At 63.4% G+C, this 17,351-nt stretch carries 14 protein-coding genes; 8 read left to right on the top strand and 6 right to left on the bottom strand.

Translation table 11 applies throughout. The annotated features are described in order from the left end of the window. The first annotated feature begins 200 nt into the window (after positions 1-200). On the top strand, positions 201-2,177 hold the full coding sequence (thrS, locus tag AC1DPX_RS18490) for a threonine--tRNA ligase (protein ID WP_477238619.1): 1,977 nt from the start codon (positions 201-203) through the stop codon (positions 2,175-2,177). 83 nt (positions 2,178-2,260) lie between these two features. Beyond that, complete coding sequence (locus tag AC1DPX_RS18485; RefSeq protein WP_202354154.1) at positions 2,261-3,199, top strand: lysophospholipid acyltransferase family protein; 939 nt, start codon at positions 2,261-2,263, stop codon at positions 3,197-3,199. Positions 3,200-3,202: 3 nt separating this feature from the next. On the opposite strand, the gene AC1DPX_RS18480 is transcribed toward AC1DPX_RS18485, so the two are convergent. Then, positions 3,203-4,165, bottom strand: coding sequence for a hypothetical protein (locus AC1DPX_RS18480; RefSeq protein WP_202354155.1), 963 nt, complete (start codon positions 4,163-4,165; stop codon positions 3,203-3,205). 156 nt (positions 4,166-4,321) lie between these two features. Here AC1DPX_RS18480 and AC1DPX_RS18475 point away from each other — a divergent pair, with 156 nt between their 5' ends. Together AC1DPX_RS18475 and AC1DPX_RS18470 are read left to right on the top strand one after the other, a co-directional pair. Then, on the top strand, positions 4,322-4,906 hold the full coding sequence (locus AC1DPX_RS18475; RefSeq protein WP_477238617.1) for a nitroreductase family protein: 585 nt from the start codon (positions 4,322-4,324) through the stop codon (positions 4,904-4,906). After that, positions 4,907-5,515: a flavin reductase family protein gene (locus AC1DPX_RS18470; protein WP_202354157.1), complete on the top strand. Its 609-nt coding sequence runs from the start codon at positions 4,907-4,909 to the stop codon at positions 5,513-5,515. Between the two features lie 17 nt (positions 5,516-5,532). On the opposite strand, the gene AC1DPX_RS18465 is transcribed toward AC1DPX_RS18470, so the two are convergent. Further along, positions 5,533-6,243 carry a TetR/AcrR family transcriptional regulator gene (locus tag AC1DPX_RS18465; RefSeq protein ID WP_202354158.1) on the bottom strand — a complete coding sequence of 237 codons (711 nt, stop codon included), beginning with the start codon at positions 6,241-6,243 and terminating at the stop codon, positions 5,533-5,535. Positions 6,244-6,388: 145 nt separating this feature from the next. Between AC1DPX_RS18465 and AC1DPX_RS18460 the strand changes: the two genes are divergently transcribed. From AC1DPX_RS18460 to AC1DPX_RS18450, 3 genes are all read left to right on the top strand, one after another. Next, a complete protein-coding gene (locus AC1DPX_RS18460) occupies positions 6,389-7,063 on the top strand; it encodes a methyltransferase family protein (protein ID WP_202354159.1) in 675 nt (224 codons plus the stop codon). 158 nt (positions 7,064-7,221) lie between these two features. Then, positions 7,222-9,123 carry a CASTOR/POLLUX-related putative ion channel gene (locus tag AC1DPX_RS18455; protein ID WP_477238615.1) on the top strand — a complete coding sequence of 634 codons (1,902 nt, stop codon included), beginning with the start codon at positions 7,222-7,224 and terminating at the stop codon, positions 9,121-9,123. Positions 9,124-9,361: 238 nt separating this feature from the next. Next, positions 9,362-10,300, top strand: a complete 939-nt coding sequence (locus tag AC1DPX_RS18450) for an ankyrin repeat domain-containing protein (protein WP_477238613.1) — start codon at positions 9,362-9,364, stop codon at positions 10,298-10,300. 28 nt (positions 10,301-10,328) lie between these two features. Here the strand turns inward: AC1DPX_RS18450 and AC1DPX_RS18445 are convergent, their stop codons facing one another. Both AC1DPX_RS18445 and AC1DPX_RS18440 read right to left on the bottom strand, forming a co-directional pair. Continuing rightward, complete coding sequence (locus AC1DPX_RS18445) at positions 10,329-11,204, bottom strand: HpcH/HpaI aldolase/citrate lyase family protein (protein WP_477238839.1); 876 nt, start codon at positions 11,202-11,204, stop codon at positions 10,329-10,331. Then, complete coding sequence (locus AC1DPX_RS18440; protein WP_477238611.1) at positions 11,204-11,656, bottom strand: MaoC family dehydratase; 453 nt, start codon at positions 11,654-11,656, stop codon at positions 11,204-11,206. Before AC1DPX_RS18440 ends, AC1DPX_RS18445 begins: the two co-directional genes overlap by 1 nt. Positions 11,657-11,809: 153 nt before the next feature. Here AC1DPX_RS18440 and AC1DPX_RS18435 point away from each other — a divergent pair, with 153 nt between their 5' ends. Then, positions 11,810-12,934: a DUF2336 domain-containing protein gene (locus AC1DPX_RS18435; protein ID WP_477238609.1), complete on the top strand. Its 1,125-nt coding sequence runs from the start codon at positions 11,810-11,812 to the stop codon at positions 12,932-12,934. Here AC1DPX_RS18435 and AC1DPX_RS18430 read toward each other — a convergent pair. Together AC1DPX_RS18430 and parE are read right to left on the bottom strand one after the other, a co-directional pair. Continuing rightward, positions 12,931-14,997: an FUSC family protein gene (locus AC1DPX_RS18430; protein ID WP_477238607.1), complete on the bottom strand. Its 2,067-nt coding sequence runs from the start codon at positions 14,995-14,997 to the stop codon at positions 12,931-12,933. The two genes, AC1DPX_RS18435 and AC1DPX_RS18430, sit on opposite strands and share 4 nt — an antisense overlap. Before the next feature lie 44 nt (positions 14,998-15,041). Beyond that, positions 15,042-17,099: a DNA topoisomerase IV subunit B gene (gene parE, locus AC1DPX_RS18425; RefSeq protein ID WP_010909743.1), complete on the bottom strand. Its 2,058-nt coding sequence runs from the start codon at positions 17,097-17,099 to the stop codon at positions 15,042-15,044. Positions 17,100-17,351 lie beyond the last annotated feature (252 nt).

The following is a 17,351-nucleotide window of genomic DNA, read 5'->3' as shown; positions in this document are numbered from 1 at the left end:
CATTTCCTGAAGGCCGGCCAGTCAGCACTCTTTACCTTGCCCGGCACTGCCTCTAAAACCCGCGCGCTGCCGTGTGTCCATGCGATTGGCGCATCCGGCTTTATCTTGTGCATGTCGTAACCCCAGGACCGTCATACGTTTTTGGGCGACATGCATTTCAACCACCCGCGCTCGTTTGCGGGACTGGATAGGAGAATCTTATGCTGAATTCCGTTTCCCTGACATTTCCCGATGGCTCCGTCCGCGACTACGACGCGGCGATGACCGGTGCCGGCCTTGCCGAATCGATCTCGAAGTCGCTGGCCAAGAAGGCCGTCGCCTACGCTATCGACGGCACCGTGCGCGACCTCTCCGACCCGCTCGGCAAGTCCGGCAAGGTCGAGATCATCACCCGCGACGACGCGCGCGCGCTTGAGCTTATCCGTCACGACACCGCGCACGTGCTGGCGGAAGCCGTTCAGGAGATATGGCCGGGGACGCAGGTGACCATCGGGCCGGTGATCGAGAACGGATTCTATTACGACTTCGCCCGCAACGAGCCGTTCACACCGGACGACTTTCCGGTGATCGAAAAGAAGATGCGCGAGATCATCGCGCGCAACAAGCCGTTCACCAAGGAGGTCTGGTCGCGCGACAAGGCCAAGAAGGTCTTCGCCGACAAGGGCGAGCGCTACAAGCTCGAGCTGATCGACGCCATCCCCGAGGATCAGGATCTCAAGATCTACGCCCAAGGCGACTGGTTCGACCTCTGCCGCGGCCCGCACATGGCCTCGACCGGCCAGATCGGCAACGCCTTCAAGCTGATGAAGGTGGCCGGTGCCTATTGGCGCGGCGATTCGAACAACCCCATGCTGACACGCATCTACGGTACGGCCTGGGCCGACCAGGCGCAGCTCGAAGCCTACCAGACGATGCTGGAGGAGGCCGAAAAGCGCGACCACCGCAAGCTTGGCCGCGAGATGGACCTCTTCCATTTCCAGGAAGAGGGGCCGGGCGTCGTCTTCTGGCACGCCAAGGGCTGGAAGATGTTCCAGAACCTAGTCAACTACATGCGCCGCCGCCTCGACGAGCAAGGCTACCAGGAGGTCAACGCCCCGCAGGTGCTCGACAAGAGCCTGTGGGAAACGTCAGGCCATTGGGGCTGGTATCGCGACGCCATGTTCAAGGTGACGGTCGCCGGCGACGATACCGATGACGACCGCGTCTTCGCGCTGAAGCCGATGAACTGCCCGGGCCATGTCCAGATTTTCAAGCATGGGTTGAAGTCCTACCGCGATCTGCCCGTAAAACTTGCGGAATTCGGCAATGTGCATCGCTACGAACCGTCGGGCGCGCTGCACGGGCTGATGCGCGTGCGCGGCTTCACGCAGGATGATGCGCACATCTTCTGCACCGAGGAGCAACTGGCGGCGGAATGCCTGCGCATCAACGATCTGATCCTGTCGACCTATGCCGATTTCGGCTTTGACGAAATCAGCGTGAAGCTGTCGACGCGGCCGGACAAGCGGGTCGGCACCGATGAGGCCTGGGATCATGCCGAGGCGATCATGGGCAATGTGCTGGAGACGATCAGGACAAGGTCCGGCAACCGGATCAAGACCTCGATCAATCCGGGCGAGGGTGCCTTCTACGGGCCGAAGTTCGAATATGTGCTGAAGGATGCCATCGGCCGCGAATGGCAATGCGGCACCACGCAGGTCGATTTCAACTTGCCGGAACGCTTCGGCGCCTTTTACATCGGCTCGGATTCGGAGAAGAAGCAGCCGGTCATGGTGCATCGCGCCATCTGCGGTTCGATGGAGCGTTTCCTCGGCATCCTGATCGAGAACTATTCCGGCCATTTCCCGCTGTGGTTCGCGCCGCTGCAGGTGGTGGTGGCGACGATCACCTCCGAGGCGGACGGTTACGCGACCGAGGTGGTGGCGAAGCTGAAAGCCGCCGGTCTGCTGGCGGAAGCCGATCTGCGCAATGAGAAGATCAACTACAAGGTTCGCGAACACTCGCTGGCCAAGGTGCCGGTCATCCTCGTCTGCGGCAAGCGCGAGGCGGAGGAGCAGACGGTCAATATCCGCCGGCTCGGTTCGCGCGACCAGGAATCGCTTGGCCTTGCCGAGGCGATCGCGCAACTGACCGAAGAGGCCGTTACGCCGGACCGCAGGCGCAAACGCGCCGCCTGATCCGCATGGTCCCCAGGAATGGCGGTGGAGCGATCCACCGCCATTTTCATATCCCTGTCACGCCAACCTTGTAACGAGCCCGCATGCTCAAGCTGAAGACGCGCGAAAAACCGTTTCCCGAGCTTTCCTATGCCAATCCGCGACAGCCGGCGCTGACGCGCTGGGTCATCCATTCCATTGAAGGTCTGTCGGGACGCGATCGCTATGCGGCGCTCTATGATTTCTGGCGCCGCCAGGTGGTGCCATCGGGCGAGCGCGTGTTCAGCCGCATGCTCGACCTGATCGATGTGCGCATACGCACCGCCGACCAATGGCCGCCTTCGCCATTGCCGGACACACCGCTGGTGATCGTGGCCAACCATCCGTTCGGCATCGGCGACGGCATTGCCGTGCTATCGCTGGTGGAGCAGTTGGGGCGGCCGTTCCGGGTGATGATCCACAAGGATCTGCTCAAGATCCGCGAGATGGAACCCTATTCGCTGCCGATCGACTTTTCCGAGACCAAGGAAGCGCTGAAGAACAACATGGCCGTGCGCCACGAAGCGGTGCGGCTGCTGAAGGAGGGCGTCACCATCGTGGTGTTTCCCGCCGGTGGCGTCGCCACCGCGCCGAAAGGCTTTGGCCGGGCGCGCGACCTGCCCTGGAAGATGTTTCCGGCACGCCTGGTCCAGGATGCCAAGGCATCCGTCATTCCGATGCATTTTTCCGGACAGAACGGCCGGCTGTTCCATCTGGTCAGCGGGCCGATGAACATGGCCGAGCGTGATGGCCGCGTGGCCAAATTCGTCGGCAAGGCCTCGCTGACGCTGCGCCTTTCGATGCTCATCCACGAATTCGCGCGGCTGTCCGGCAAGGCGATCGACGTGCGCGTCGGCGATGTGCTGAGCTGGAGCGAACTGGAGCCGCTGCGCGACCGTAAGGCGTTGCTCGACCGGCTTTACCGTGGTGTGTTCGACCTGGCGCCGCAGGCGCCGCGCCGCCGGATTCCGTTCCTGCCGGCGCGAACAAAGCTGGCGGCCTAAAGGCTAATCGGCGCCTTCCTCGGGATCCATCGCCGCGGCTTCGGTGGCGAGAACCTCAATTTCCTGGTTCTGGCCGGCCACGACCGTGAAATCCTTCTGGTAGATGCGGTCGCGGTTCTTGGCGATGATGGTGTAGTCGCCTTCTGCGAGCACCATCGAGGCGAAGGCGCCGACTGTCTCCTTGATCGGATCACCGGATTCGTTGAGCAGCGACCAGGACGTGTCGGCGATGGCTTCGCCGCCAGCTTCGCGCACCAGCTTCATCGTGATCTCGGCGGCGTGATGCTCGACGGTCGCTTCGGTCAGCTTGCCGGCCTCGACGCGGATGTCGGAGCGGATCACTGCATTGACCGCGCCGTAGGTCGAGACGACATGGTAGATGCCGGCATTGAGCCGCACGACGCTGTTGGGCTCGACATCCGGAATGATCAACGCGCGGTCGCCATTGGCCTCGGCCGTGCCCTCATAGATCGAGAAACGCAGTTTTTTCGGCGGAATGCGCACGCCGCCGGACAGGACCGCGTCGAGCTTCAGGCCACCGGCGTCGAGCACCAGGCTTTCCCGCTTGGCTTCCTTGCCGACCGTGATGCGCTTGGTGGCGCCGGCGCGGCCATAGGAGGCATGAACCAGATAGCTGCCGGGCTCAAGCTGGAAGACGGCACTGCCGCCATGCGCGGAGGCGACCATCGGCAATTTGCCGTTGACGGGTTCGGGCTTGAAGACACGCCAGACGAGGCCACGGGTGATGTCGGTGCCCTTGTCGGTCAGCTGGGCCGACAAGGTGATGGCGCCACCGCCGCCAAGCGCCAGCGGGGCTTCGCTCTTGGGCGTCGCATAGCTCGAAATTCCGGGGAGTTTCAGGTCGCCCACGCCGTCCTTTTCCTGCGCGGCAGCCATGGAGACCGGCAGCAGGAAAAGYGCGGCGCAGAGCCAAACCAGGAAAAGACGCAGTCGCCCCTCAAACATGCCTTGCGTTGAAGCCCATGGCGGTGGCAATTTCAAGGCTTAAGAGTCCGATCCAAGGACTCTTCAGCCCGGCGCTTGCGCGCCTTTGCCCGAGCCGCCCGAATTCCCGATGGTGCGCTTCAGCTCAAAACAGAGTGTTTCAGGAGACTTGCGCCCATGGCGTCGCCGATCATCGACTTCCTGCTGACCCGAAGTTCAGCGCCGATTCCGGACCTCAAGGAGCCGGCTCCGAGCGATGCCGATATCGCAACGATGATCGCCGCCGCCACGCGCGTGCCTGACCATGGCCGGCTGGAACCCTGGCGCTTCATCCTTTATCGCAGCGATGCCCGCATCGAGATCGGCAAAAAGCTGGCGGCGCTTGCCGAACAGCGGGAAGGACCGCTGCCCGAAGGCCGCCGCAACCAGGAACTGGCGCGCTTTTCGCGCGCACCGCTGGTGATCGGTGTGGTGTCGGTGCCGAAGGAGAACCCCAAGATCCCGCAATGGGAGATGTTCCTGTCCGGCGGCATGGCGGCGATGAACCTGATGATTGCAGCCAATGCGCTGGGCTACGGCACCAACATGATCAGCAACTGGTATTCCGACGTGCCGGAGGGCAGGGCGATCCTCGGACTGGCGCCGCAGGAGCGCGTCGTCGGTTTCGTCCATATCGGCTCCTATGCCGGCCCGGCGCCGGAGCGGCCACGGCCCGATCCGGCAAAGCTCTACGCAGATTACTCAGGACCCTGGGCTGGCTGAATGTTCTACGAGCCATCCAAGGGGCACGGGCTGCCGCACGATCCGTCGAAGGCGATTGTGGCGCCGCGGCCGATCGGCTGGATATCGACGCTGAACGGGGCAGGCGAGATCAATCTGGCGCCATACTCCTTCTTCAACGCCCTTTCGACCCGGCCCTTCATCGTCTGGTTCTCCTCGGAGGGCGAGAAGGACAGCGCTTCCTTTGCCCAGGAGACCGGTGAGTTTGTCGCCAATCTGGTCGGCCGCGATCTTGCGGAGAAGATGAATTATACGTCCGTCAACGCGCCGCGCGGCGTCAACGAGTTCGTCTATGCCGATCTCGCCATGGCGCCTTCGCGTCTCGTCAGACCGCCGCGCGTGGCGGCGGCGCCGGCGGCACTCGAATGCCGGGTCACTGAAGTCTTTCACCCGAAGGCACTGGACGGAACGTCGACCAGCGCCGTCGTCGTCGCCGGCGAGGTGGTCGGCGTGCATATTGACGACGCTTTCCTGAAAGACGGCCTGTTCGACATCACCAAGGCCGGCAATGTGGCCCGTCTCGGCTACATGGACTACGCCAGCGTCGACGAGGTCTTTTCGATGCGCCGGCCACGCTGGGGCAAGGAGTAGGTCCCAGACATGGCTGATCACCGCGCCTTGTCGGCTTTCCTCCGGGCTGTCATGACGGCTCTGATATAGCCGGGCTCGCCGATCCGAATGCTGCCGTCGGGAAGGCCGAGGATGCGGTCGAGAGCGATCTCGTAGAGCTTGACGCGTTTCTCCAGAACTTCGATCGCGACCTCCATGTCGGCATCGCTGCCGCCAGCGATCGCCTTGGCGACGACATCATGGGTAGCCATTCCAAATTGCATGACGATGTCGGCGACACCCTCCGGATCGAAGGTCCTGAAGGTACCGTCTTCGACACCTTGCCGGATGATCCTGACCAGCAGGGGCGAAAACGACGCGTTGGCCGCCAGGTTGATGCGGTGGAACAGCACCAGATTCTCCGGCCGAAACATGGTTTCGAAAAGAGCCCAGGCCTCCGCCGCTGTCTCGATCTTGGCCTGCCGCGACTGGCTGAGCAGCCCATTCAGGCGGCCAAGCGGGTCGAGGCCGGGATCGTCGACGACACCCTGGACCCCAGCCAGCGCCTGCCGCGCGAAACGGTCGGCCAAGGCCTCCAGAAGAGCCTCCTTGGAGGCGAAGTAGTGATAGAAGGCGCCCTTCGAGATGCCGGCCGAGGCAATCACGTCATTGAGGCTCGCTCTGTCATAGCCCTGCGTCAGGAACAGCGCCTGGGCATGGTCCAGGATGTCTTCTCGCCTGATCTCGGGATGCTTGATGACACGGGGCATGACGAAATCTTCTGCACGCGATGGCCGTTCCCGTCCAGCACGGATATCAGATACGCCGCTTGAAAGATAGACCACTGGTCGGTATGATAGGCTATTGGTCTATTCCGGCCAATGCGGGCGAGGGGTATAGCGCGGAAGGTCGATCATGATCGCGAAATTGGTGCTTCAGACATTCATCTGGTTCGGCGTCATGGGCGCCTTGTTCTTCCTGTCGGCGGGCACCTTCGCCTGGCCGGGGGCCTGGGTCTATCTGGTGGTGATGGTCGGGCTCAGTTTCACCCTTGGCATGACGCTGGCGCAGCGCGATCCCGGCCTGATGAATGAGCGGCTGCGGTCTCCGATTCAGAAGAACCAGACCGGGGCCGATAAGGTCCTGCTCTCCACACTTCTCATCGGCATCTTCGGCTGGCAAATCTTCATGGGGTTCGACTTCCGTTTCGGCTGGTCGCCGGTTCCGGTCTGGGCGCAGGTGGTCGGCGCGCTGGTCATGATAGTCGGAATCTGGATCTGCTACCTGACCATGCTGGAGAACAGTTTCGCGGCACCCGTGGTGAAGATCCAGGACGAACGCGGACAGCGCGTGATCACCACGGGGCCCTACAGCTATGTCCGCCACCCGATGTATGCCGGCGCCATCCTTTTCTTCGCCGGCACGGCCCTCCTGCTTGGCTCCTGGTGGGGGCTGGTATTGGTGCTCGGATTCATCGCTCTTCTGGCCATCCGCACCTTCATCGAGGAAAATACCCTACGCACCGGCCTACGCGGCTATGACGACTACGCGACCCGGGTCCGCTACCGCCTGATTCCGATGGTCTGGTAGCGGCCGTACCAGGCCAGGTTTCGCCATCGCGGCGGATTCCTTAGCCGTGACCACGCGAAAGCGATTCCCCTTCCTCTGAACACACGCTAAGAGAGCGATTGCGGCGATGCCTTGGGTTGGCGCATCGGCCTTGGGGATAGTGCGGGGGCACCGGCGGCATGAAGAAACGAGATTCGCTGGGAACCCGGCTGCGCTACGGCTTCGACAAGAGCATGGCTGCCGGTCCGATCGCGCTGATCGGCTGGCTTGCCGTGGTTTCCCTGCTGATCATCATCGCCGCCGCGGCTTTCCTTGCCGTGACCCGCATCGCGCCGGAGGGCGGCGAGCCGCTGGGCTTCTTCGAAGCGTTCTGGGAATCGCTGATGCGCACGCTCGATTCGGGCACGATGGGCGGCGACACCGGCTGGGCCTTCCGGCTCGTTATGCTGGTCGTCACGCTGGCCGGCATCTTCGTCGTGTCGGCCCTCATCGGCGTGCTCAGCGCCGGCGTCGACGGCAAGCTCGATGAATTGCGCAAGGGCCGTTCTCGGGTGCTGGAGAGCGACCATACCATCATCCTCAACTGGTCGCCGTCGATCTTCGACGTGATCTCCGAACTCGTCATTGCCAATGCCAGCCGCCGCCGTCCGCGCATCGTCGTCATGGCCAATATGGACAAGGTGGCGATGGAGGACGAGATCGCGGCCAAGGTCGGCAGACTGGGCAATACGCGCATCATCTGCCGCAGCGGCGATCCGACCGATCTCTATGATCTGGCCATCGTCAATCCGCAGACCTCGCGGTCGGTCATCGTGCTGTCGCCGGAAGGCGACGATCCGGATTCTCAGGTCATCAAGACGGTGCTGGCGCTGGTCAATGACCCGAGCCGGCGCACCGACCCCTACAACATCGCGGCCGAGATCCGCGACGGCAAGAATGCCGAGGTCGCCCGCGTCGTCGGCGGCGCCGAGGTGCAGCTCGTGCTGGCCGACCAGCTGATCTCACGCATCGTCGTGCATTCGAGCCGGCAATCGGGCCTCAGCGGCGTCTATTCGGAGCTGCTCGATTTCGACGGCTGCGAGATCTACACGACCGCTCAGCCGGAGATCACAGGCAAGACCTTCGGCGAGGCGGTGATGGCCTATGAGCATTGTGCGCTGATCGGGCTTTGCGACCAGAACGGGCGCGTCAATCTCAACCCGCCGTCGGATACGGTGATCGGCAAGGATATGCGCGCCATCATCATCGCCGAGGACGATGCCGCGATCAGGCTCGGAAGCACCGGTATCAAGATCGACGCGGCGGCGATCCGCGGTCCTCGATCCATAGAGACGAAGCCGGAGCGCACGCTGATCCTCGGCTGGAACCGGCGCGGCCCGATCATCACCTACGAACTGTCGCGCTACGTCGCGCCGGGTTCGATCCTGACCATCGCCGCCGATACGCCAGGCCTCGAGCAGGAAGTTGCCGGACTGCCGGTCGCCGGCGACAATCTGTCGGTTTCCTGCCGCATCACCGACACGTCGAGCAGCGCGGCGCTGGCGAGCCTGGACGTGCCTTTCTATGATCACGTGCTCGTCCTCGGCTACAGCGAAACCATGGCCGCGCAGCCAGCCGACACGCGCACGCTGGTGACGCTGCTGCATCTGCGCAAGATCGCCGATGATGCCGGCCTGCACATCTCCATCGTCAGCGAGATGATCGATGTGCGCAACCGCGAGCTTGCGGCGGTGACCAAGGCCGATGATTTCGTCGTCAGCAACCGGCTGGTCAGTCTGATGCTGGCGCAGGCGTCCGAGAACCAGTATCTCGCCGCGATCTTCGATGATCTGCTCGACGAGCAGGGCTCCGAAATCTACATGCGTCCGGTCGCCGACTATGTCGCCATCGACCAGCCATTGACCTTCTGGACGATCGCGGAATCGGCACGGTTGCGCGGCGAGATCGCCATAGGGTACCGGCGCATCCGCGCTGGAGATGCCGACCAGCGGGCGCTAGGTGGCGTCACCGTCAACCCGCTGAGGTCGGAAGCGCTGGCCTATCAGCCGGAGGACCGGATCATCGTGCTGGCGCGGGACTGAGCGCCAGAGGAGCGCCAGACGCTTCGGCGAACTGGCCGGCGCGATCGAACATCCGGCAAGTGACGAATGGCGCACGCCAAGCCGGGCAGGTGCGATCGCCGCCTGGCTGGCCTTCTTCGTTTCCATCGCCGTTATCGGCGAATTCAAGCCGACAGACGAAGAGTGATCTGTCGCGCACTCCTTGGTCTTTTAATTAGCGTCTGCTAATATTCTTTTTGTGCTTGGAGCAGGTGGCGCAATGTACGCCTGCACGCTTTCCGAGGATAAAATGATCAAGCGGAGACGCATGTGGGTGATGAGGGCTTCGTGGGTCCTTTGGCTTTTTACGCTTCCCGCCCAGGCGAGCAATTTGGGTGATCTTGTCAGGAATGGCGACGTCGCAGCGGTGACTTCCGCCTTGGACAACGGCGCCGCCATCAACGAAATTGACGGTGTTACGGCGCTCTATATCGCCTGCGAAGGCGGAAACGTCGAGTTGGCGAAACTTCTGATCAAACGTGGAGCGGACGTTAACCTGCCAGTCAGTTGGCAAAGAACACCGCTCTACGCCGCCAACAAGGCCGGGCACGCCGACATCGTGAAGCTGCTGCTCGACAATGAGGCCAATCCAAATCAGTTGGCGAAATCGCAGACCCCGCTGCACGTGGCTGCCGAGAACGGCTGCCTTCAGTGCGTCATCCATCTTGTGGATGCTGGAGCAGAGGTCAATGCACTGACATCAAATGGAAATCCGCCCATACATTTGGCCAAGCTCAGTGGTCACGAGGACATCGTGGCCTACTTGCGCAGTCATGGCGCCGGACGACCGGCCCTGGCGCCGATTTCGGCACGACTTGCATCGGCAAACACTGAATCAGGCAAAGAGATTTTCGGCAGGACGTGTGGGGTGTGTCATCTCGCAGCGCCGGGGGTGAAGGTTTCCAAAAAGGCCAATCTGTGGGGCATCGTTGGGCGGCGGAAGGCTTCGCAAAACGATGTCGAATATTCAACCAGTCTAAAGGAGGCTGGTGGCGATTGGACCTTCGAGGAACTCAATTTTTTTATCTCAAACCCCGCACTCACTTTGCCCGGAACAGATATGATTTTCCCCGGTCTGCAGGACGAGAATCAGCGAGCAGATCTCATCGCTTACCTGCGGACCTTGAGTGACACACCGTTGCCGCTTCCCGAGAATTGACCCTCAAGGCGTGTGATGCTGTCTAAAACTAAATCCCGGCCGCCTTCGCGCGCGCCAGCAGCCGTTCGGCCAGCCTTAGATGCGGGCGGTCGAACATCTTGCCGTCTATGCCGACGACGCCGGGATTCCCCGCCGCCTCGAACGCCGCGACGATCGCCGCCGACTGTTTCACCGACTCGGCCGACGGCGTGAAGGCGGCATTGATGACGGGCACCTGATCGGGGTGGATCGCCATCTTGCCGGTGAAGCCGTCGCGCTCGGCCTCCGCGCATTCCGCCGCGAAGGCGGCCATGTCACGAAAATTCGGGAACACGGTGTCGATCGCCGCGACCTCCGCGGCTGCGGCCGCCAGGATGGTTGTCAGGCGAGCGTGGCGGAACAGGTCGGTGTAGCGGCCGCGCTCGTCGCGGGCCGTGCGCGCGCCGATTGCCGCCGACAGATCTTCCGCGCCCCAGGTGAGACCGGCGAGCCGCGCGCTGGCGCCGGCATAGGTCGCGGCGGCGAGCACACCCGCCGGCGTTTCGGTGATGATCGGCAGGATCTTGATCGAGCCGTCGGGCAGGCCGTTCTCGGCCTCGCGCACCCTGAGTTTTGCCGAGAGCTGCTGCACATCCTGGCCGCTGTTCGACTTCGGCAACATGATGCCGTCCGGCTTCGCCGGAATGAGCGCGGCAAGGTCGTCATCCGTCAGCCCGGTCGAAAGGTCGTTGACCCTTATGTAGATCGCCGAGCCGGTTTGCCCCCTGCGTTCGACGATAAAGCCTGCCGCGACGGCGCGTGCATTCGCCTTGTTCTGCGGCGCCACGGAATCCTCGAGGTCGACGATCACCACGTCGGCGCCGGCGCCGAAACCCTTTTCCAGCTTGCGCTCGGAATCGCCGGGAACGAACAGCAGCGAGCGCATCAGGCGGCCTTTTTCAGCATCATCGCTTGCCTGATGCATTTGGCGACGAGGTCGCCATTCTGGTTGTAGGCGCGATGCTCGAACTCGACGATGCCGCGATCGGGCTTCGATTTGGACCCGCGCACCGAGATGACAGTGGTCTCCACGCGGATGGTGTCGCCATGGAAGACCGGATGCGGAAAGGTGGTTTCCTTCATGCCGAGATTGGCGACGGTGGTGCCGACCGTGATGTCGTTGACCGAAATGCCGATCATCAGGCCGAGCGTGAACAGCGAATTGACCAGCGGCTTGCCCCATTCGCTCCTGGCGGCGAAATCGAAGTCGATATGCAGCGGCTGCGGGTTCAGCGTCATCACCGAAAACAGCATGTTGTCGCTCTCGGTGACGGTCTTGCGCAGCGTGTGCTGGAAGACATGGCCGACGACAAACTCCTCGAGATATAGGCCGGGCATTTTCAGTCTCCTGCACTGATTGACGGTTGATAGGCGCTGCATCCGGCGCTCGCAAGCCAGTTAATGAACATGGTGAACCGTTCGTAAACCATTTCTGCCTACCGTCTCCAGCGGGGCCGGAAACCCTCCGGCAAGGGGCGTAAGCAGACGGGCATGGTTGTTGTTTCGCATTTCCTGAAATGGATCTACACGGCAAGAGTGTCCGAGCGCGCCGCCGCGGCCAATGCGCTGGCCCGGGCCTATGTCAATTCCGAATTGCCGTTCGAGGATCGCTGCGCCGCCGAGGCGGCGCTGACGCTGCTGCTCGACGATGCGTCGTCGAAAGTGCGGCTGGCGATGGCCGAAGCGCTCTCCATGAGCCACCACGCGCCGCTGCAGATCATCAGTGCGCTGGCCTCCGACCAGCCGGAAGTCGCCGGTGTGGTGCTGGCGCGCTCGCCGCTGCTCACCGACGCCGACCTGATCAACCGCGTGGCGGCAAGCCAGAAGGCGACGCAGAAGCTGATCGCCGACCGTCCTGTCGTCTCGATGGCGCTGTCGGCGGCGATCGCCGAGATCGGCGAGGCGGAAGCCTGCGCTGTGCTGCTCGCCAACAGCGGCGCCGATATCGCTTCATTGAGCTTCCGCCGCATGGCCGAACGCCATGGGCATCTGCCGCAGGTGCGCGAGGCGCTGATATCGGATAGCAGGCTGCCGGCCGAGTGCCGGCACATGCTGCTGATCAAGCTCGGCGAGACGTTGAAGACATCGCCGCTGGTCATGGCATTGATGGGCGCCGCGCGGGCCGATCGCGTCTTGCGAGACGCCTGCGTCAAGGCCTCGGTGACGCTGATCGAGGGCACGCGCCAGGAAGAACATGCGGCACTGATCGAGCATCTCAGGCTGCGCGGCGATCTCACCGCGAGCTTCCTCATCCGCACCATCGCGCATGGCAAGGTGGATTTCTTCGGCTCCACGCTGGTGGCACTCGGCCAGCAATCCGAGCCGCGGGTGAGGGCGCTGCTGGCCGGCGGCCACGACGTGGCCTTGCAGGCATTGTTCCGCGGCGCCGGCCTGGCTGTTCCCACGCATGCGATCATCCTGCGCGCGCTGAAAATCTGGCGCGAGGTCGCCAACGGCAAGCGTGTCGCGGGCGTCCAGGAAGTCAGCTGGCTGATGCTCAAGGAGCTGGGCGGGCAAGCCGCGGAAGGCGATCTCGCCGCCCTGGTCAAGTCGATCCATCTCGACGCACTGCGCGAGAACGCGCGGGGTCACGCACTGGCGATCGCGGCGGCCTAGGCTTTATCCCGCGCGAAAAAGTCCGGAAAATCCTCCATCGCGGCGGCAATGATGCGCAGGGATGCTGCGATCTGCAGCATGTCGCCAGGGGCATTCCGCTGAGCAATGCTCGCCGCATACTGCCGGGCGATGGCGATGGTGGCTGTCTGCGGATCGCCGGGGGCACGGAACAGCAGTTCGCGCGCCAGTCCTCTGAGGAAGTTGGCGATCGAACCTGTGGTTTCGGGCGGGATGGCGTGGTTTTGGCTTGAACCGCGCAGCCGCAGGATTTCCAGGCCGACCGTCACGGCGGCGACGCTGCCGCCCAGCACCGCCTCGCCCTTCCTGCCGGAATTCTGCACCAGCGGCATCAGCTGGTTGATGCGGTCATAGGCGAGGCTCTCGAAGGCCGAACGCCTCGGCACGCGCTCGTGCAGGCAAAGCCGTGCCAGATCCTCGCGCATGGCCCGCACGATCCGGTTCGCCGCAAGCCACGGATCGGCGGGCAGCACGACAATGAAGACGCCGATGGCCAGCAGAATACCAACCAGCACCGACGCCGAGCCGGCGAAGAACGGGCCGGGATCGTAGGTCATCGCCTGATGCGGGCTGAGGAAAGCGAGGAAGTTGATGGCGAAGGCCGTGGCGACGCCGACATAGCGCGGATTGGCCATGCCCAGCGCCGTCGGCACCAGGATCGGCACGACAAACAGGACGAACCAGCCGAAGCCGGGCAGGGCAGGCAAGGCGATCTGGCCGACGAGGAAAGCAAAGGGCAAGGCCAGCAGCGTTCCCTTGAAGAAGCCCCAGGACACCTGCACCGGATCGGGGCGAGCGGCGAAAAGGCTGGATACGACGGCAACGAGAATGACCGTGCCCGCCGCCTCGGACCATTTCGTCGTCAACCAGAAGGCCGCGACCAGCAAGGTGGCAAGGGCCGCGCGCACGGCATTGCGCAGCGCGCCGGGGTAGTCGCGGTGCACCACCAGCGCAGGCTGCCGGCTGGCGCGGCCCGTGGGTGTGGCCGGCGCGCGCAAGGCATCGAGCCCGCGCAGCACCTGCTTGAGCGCCTCGGCGAAATCGGCGGCGATGGTGAGGCGGGTGATGGTGCCGACCCTGTCGTCGCCCTGGTTGGTCGAGGCATCGGGTGTCTGCCGGGCCTTGGCCGAGATCGCGTCGAGCTGTTCCACCCAGGGGGCCGTATCGTCCAGTGCGCCTGGCTTTGCCGCCAATTCGCTGACAAGCGCCTGCAATTCCGAACGCACCGGGACAAGGGCGGCGTTCTTCGGCGCGGCGTGCGAATGCAGCGCGCGTGCCGCCGACAGGGCCGAGAGCAATTGTCCGATGGTGCGCCGCACCGGGTGGGCACGCGGCGCGAAGCTCGGCGCTTCCAGCCTGGCATAGGCGCGCATCTCGCCGAGTGTCTGGGTGTCCGCGACGAGTTTGCGATGCAGTGCGGAAAGTGTCGCCGTATCACCGCCCGAGAAGGCGCCCGCGGCATAGGTGGCGAGATCGAGAATGCAGCGTTTCAGCCGTGAGATGATGGCATCGCTGGCCAGTTTCGGCAGGATCAGCCGGCTGGTCACGCCCGCGCAGACGATGCCGAGCACGATTTCCGCGCAACGCGCGACAGCGAGATCGACGACCAGATGCGGCTGTCCAAAGGCAGGCAGGCCGATGATCATGGCCGTGTAGCCGGCAAGTGCCGCACCATAGGCTTCGGGATTGCGCAGCAGCGAGGAAACGAAGGTGCAGATGCCGATCCAGACGGCGAGCACCGTCACCAGCACCCATGGATTTGTGCCAAAGACAGTGGTGATGCCGATCGCCGCCAACCCGCCGGCCAGCGTGCCGAGCAAGCGGTAGAAGCCTTTCGCCAGCACCATGCCAGCCACCGGCTGGGCGACGATGAACACGGTCATCATCGCCCATTGTGGGTGGTCGAGTTTCAGCGCGTAGGCGGCGAGCAGCGCGATCAGGCCGGCCGAAACGGTGCGCAGGGCGAAAATCCAGTCCGAGCGCGTCGGCTGCGTCAAACCGGCCAGGCTCGTTTCGAAATAGGCTTTCAGCCGCGCCCAGGTCACATGCCGGTCTCCATATCGGAAGCGCAAGCTAAACTGGCCCGCGGCTAGATATCCAGCACTTCCGTCTCGGCGAATTCGGCACGTTCCTGGATGAAGCGGAAGCGGGCTTCCGGCTTGGTGCCCATCAACTCATCGACCCTGTCCTTGGTGGCCGAATCGATTTCGTTCACATCGACCCGCAGAAGCGTGCGCTTCCTCGGATCCATGGTGGTCTCCTTGAGCTGCGAGGCCATCATCTCGCCCAGGCCCTTGAAGCGGCCAAGCTCGACCTTGCCGCGCCCGGTGAATTCGGTGCGCAGCAACTCGTCCTTGTGCGCGTCGTCGCGGGCGTAGGCGACCTTGCCGCCTTGCCGGATCGAGTAAAGCGGCGGCACCGCCAGATAGAGGTGACCGCCGCGCACCAGCGCCGGCATTTCCTGGTAAAAGAACGTGATCAGCAGCGAGGCGATGTGGGCGCCGTCGACGTCGGCGTCGGTCATGATGATCACGCGGTCGTAGCGCAAATCCTCGTCGCGGTACTTTGAGCGCGTGCCGCAGCCGAGCGCCTGGATCAGATCCGATATCTGCTGGTTGGCGGCCAGCTTGTCGTTGCCGGCGCTGGCGACGTTGAGGATTTTTCCGCGCAATGGCAGTACTGCCTGGCTGGCACGATCGCGTGCCTGCTTGGCCGAGCCGCCGGCGGAGTCACCTTCGACGATGAACAGTTCGGCACCGGCCGCCGCGTTCTGTGTGCAGTCGGCGAGTTTGCCCGGCAGGCGCAATTTGCGCACCGCGCTCTTGCGCGACACTTCCTTTTCCTGCCGCCGGCGCACCCGCTCGTCGGCGCGCGCGATCACCCATTCCAGCAGTTTCGAGGCTTCCTGCGGATTGTCGGCCAGCCAATGGTCGAACGGATCGCGGATCGCGGTCTCGACGATGCGAATTGCCTCGATCGTCGCCAGCCTGTCCTTGGTCTGGCCGACGAATTCGGGCTCGCGGATGAACACCGACAGCATGCCGGCCGCCGAGATCATGACGTCTTCGGAGGTGACGATCGAGGCGCGCTTGTTGCCGACCAGATCGGCATAGGCGCGCAAGCCGCGCGTCAGCACGTTGCGGAAGCCGGCCTCGTGGGTGCCGCCTTCGCCGGTCGGGATGGTGTTGCAGTAGGAATTGATGAAGCCGTCGCCGCCGAACCAGGTCACCGCCCATTCGAGCGAGCCATGGCCGCCTTGCTTTTCGCTTTTCCCCGCGAAGATTTCGCGCGTCACCTGGAAGTCGTCGCCGAGCGATGCCTTGAGATAGTCCTTCAGGCCGCCGGGGAAATGGAACTCCGCCTTGGCCGGCGTCTGGTCCTTTTCCTTGATCAGCGAGGGATCGCAGGTCCAGCGGATTTCGACGCCGCCGAACAGGTAGGCTTTCGAGCGCGTCATGCGGTAGAGCCGCGCCGGTTCGAAGGCCGCGCCCTTGCCGAAGATCTGCTCGTCGGGATGGAAGCGGATTTTCGTTCCGCGCCGGTTGTGGACCTCGCCGAGCTGCTCAAGGCCGCTTACCGGAATGCCACGCGAAAAGCGCTGGCGGTAAAGCTGGCGGCCACGCGCGACTTCGACCTCGAGATGGTCCGACAGCGCGTTGACCACGGAAACGCCGACGCCGTGCAAGCCGCCCGAGGTTTCATAGACCTTGGAGTCGAATTTGCCGCCCGAATGCAGCGTCGTCATGATGACTTCGAGCGCCGGCTTCTTGAATTTCGGATGCGGATCGACCGGGATGCCGCGGCCATTGTCGGTAACGGTCAGAAACCCGTCGGCCGACAGCTCGACATCGATGAAGGTGGCATGGCCGGCAACCGCCTCGTCCATCGAATTGTCGATGACCTCGGCGAACAGATGGTGCATCGCCTTGTCGTCGGTGCCGCCAATATACATGCCTGGCCGGCGGCGCACCGGCTCCAGGCCTTCCAGCACCTCGATGTCGGCGGCGCTATAGCCTTCGCTGCCATCCTTGGTCGCCGCAGGACGCTTGGCCGCTGCCTGCACCAGCGGGTCGGCCGGGCGCGCGGGTGTGCGAACAGGCTGCGGCTGCTTGTCCATATTGCCGAAGAGATCGTTGTTGTCGTCCATGCCTGCCATCGGGTCCGATGCTGCGAATCACCCGTCGATACTGCCACGCTTTGCGGCGCCAAGCGACGGAGGTTCCTGTTACGTTCGGGGATTTGACCCGTCTTATCCTAAAACCATTCGATAACCAAGCGGGCGGAAATAGGTCGAATGCGCCCGTTAGACATTCCTGATTCTTTAACAAAGCGGACTAGCGTGAGCCCAACATAACAAGAAACGACGGGCATCAGGGGTTTTCGGCGTGAGGGGCAAGGC

This window comes from Mesorhizobium sp. 01N446, assembly GCF_056399285.1.
The sequence above is the reverse complement of the archived record's forward strand: the minus strand, read 5'-3'. Positions and strand labels throughout refer to the sequence as shown.

What these genes read in the sequence shown, in the direction of transcription:
- AC1DPX_RS18445 (WP_477238839.1), bottom strand. Translation starts at nt 11,204, where the DNA reads ATGCGCTCGCTGCTGTTCGTTCCCGGCGATTCCGAGCGCAAGCTGGAA.
- AC1DPX_RS18465 (WP_202354158.1), bottom strand. Translation starts at nt 6,243, where the DNA reads ATGCCCCGTGTCATCAAGCATCCCGAGATCAGGCGAGAAGACATCCTG.
- AC1DPX_RS18440 (WP_477238611.1), bottom strand. Translation starts at nt 11,656, where the DNA reads ATGCCCGGCCTATATCTCGAGGAGTTTGTCGTCGGCCATGTCTTCCAG.
- thrS (WP_477238619.1), top strand. Translation starts at nt 201, where the DNA reads ATGCTGAATTCCGTTTCCCTGACATTTCCCGATGGCTCCGTCCGCGAC.
- AC1DPX_RS18475 (WP_477238617.1), top strand. Translation starts at nt 4,322, where the DNA reads ATGGCGTCGCCGATCATCGACTTCCTGCTGACCCGAAGTTCAGCGCCG.
- AC1DPX_RS18450 (WP_477238613.1), top strand. Translation starts at nt 9,362, where the DNA reads ATGTACGCCTGCACGCTTTCCGAGGATAAAATGATCAAGCGGAGACGC.
- AC1DPX_RS18435 (WP_477238609.1), top strand. Translation starts at nt 11,810, where the DNA reads ATGGTTGTTGTTTCGCATTTCCTGAAATGGATCTACACGGCAAGAGTG.
- parE (WP_010909743.1), bottom strand. Translation starts at nt 17,099, where the DNA reads ATGGACGACAACAACGATCTCTTCGGCAATATGGACAAGCAGCCGCAG.
- AC1DPX_RS18455 (WP_477238615.1), top strand. Translation starts at nt 7,222, where the DNA reads ATGAAGAAACGAGATTCGCTGGGAACCCGGCTGCGCTACGGCTTCGAC.
- AC1DPX_RS18470 (WP_202354157.1), top strand. Translation starts at nt 4,907, where the DNA reads ATGTTCTACGAGCCATCCAAGGGGCACGGGCTGCCGCACGATCCGTCG.
- AC1DPX_RS18460 (WP_202354159.1), top strand. Translation starts at nt 6,389, where the DNA reads ATGATCGCGAAATTGGTGCTTCAGACATTCATCTGGTTCGGCGTCATG.
- AC1DPX_RS18485 (WP_202354154.1), top strand. Translation starts at nt 2,261, where the DNA reads ATGCTCAAGCTGAAGACGCGCGAAAAACCGTTTCCCGAGCTTTCCTAT.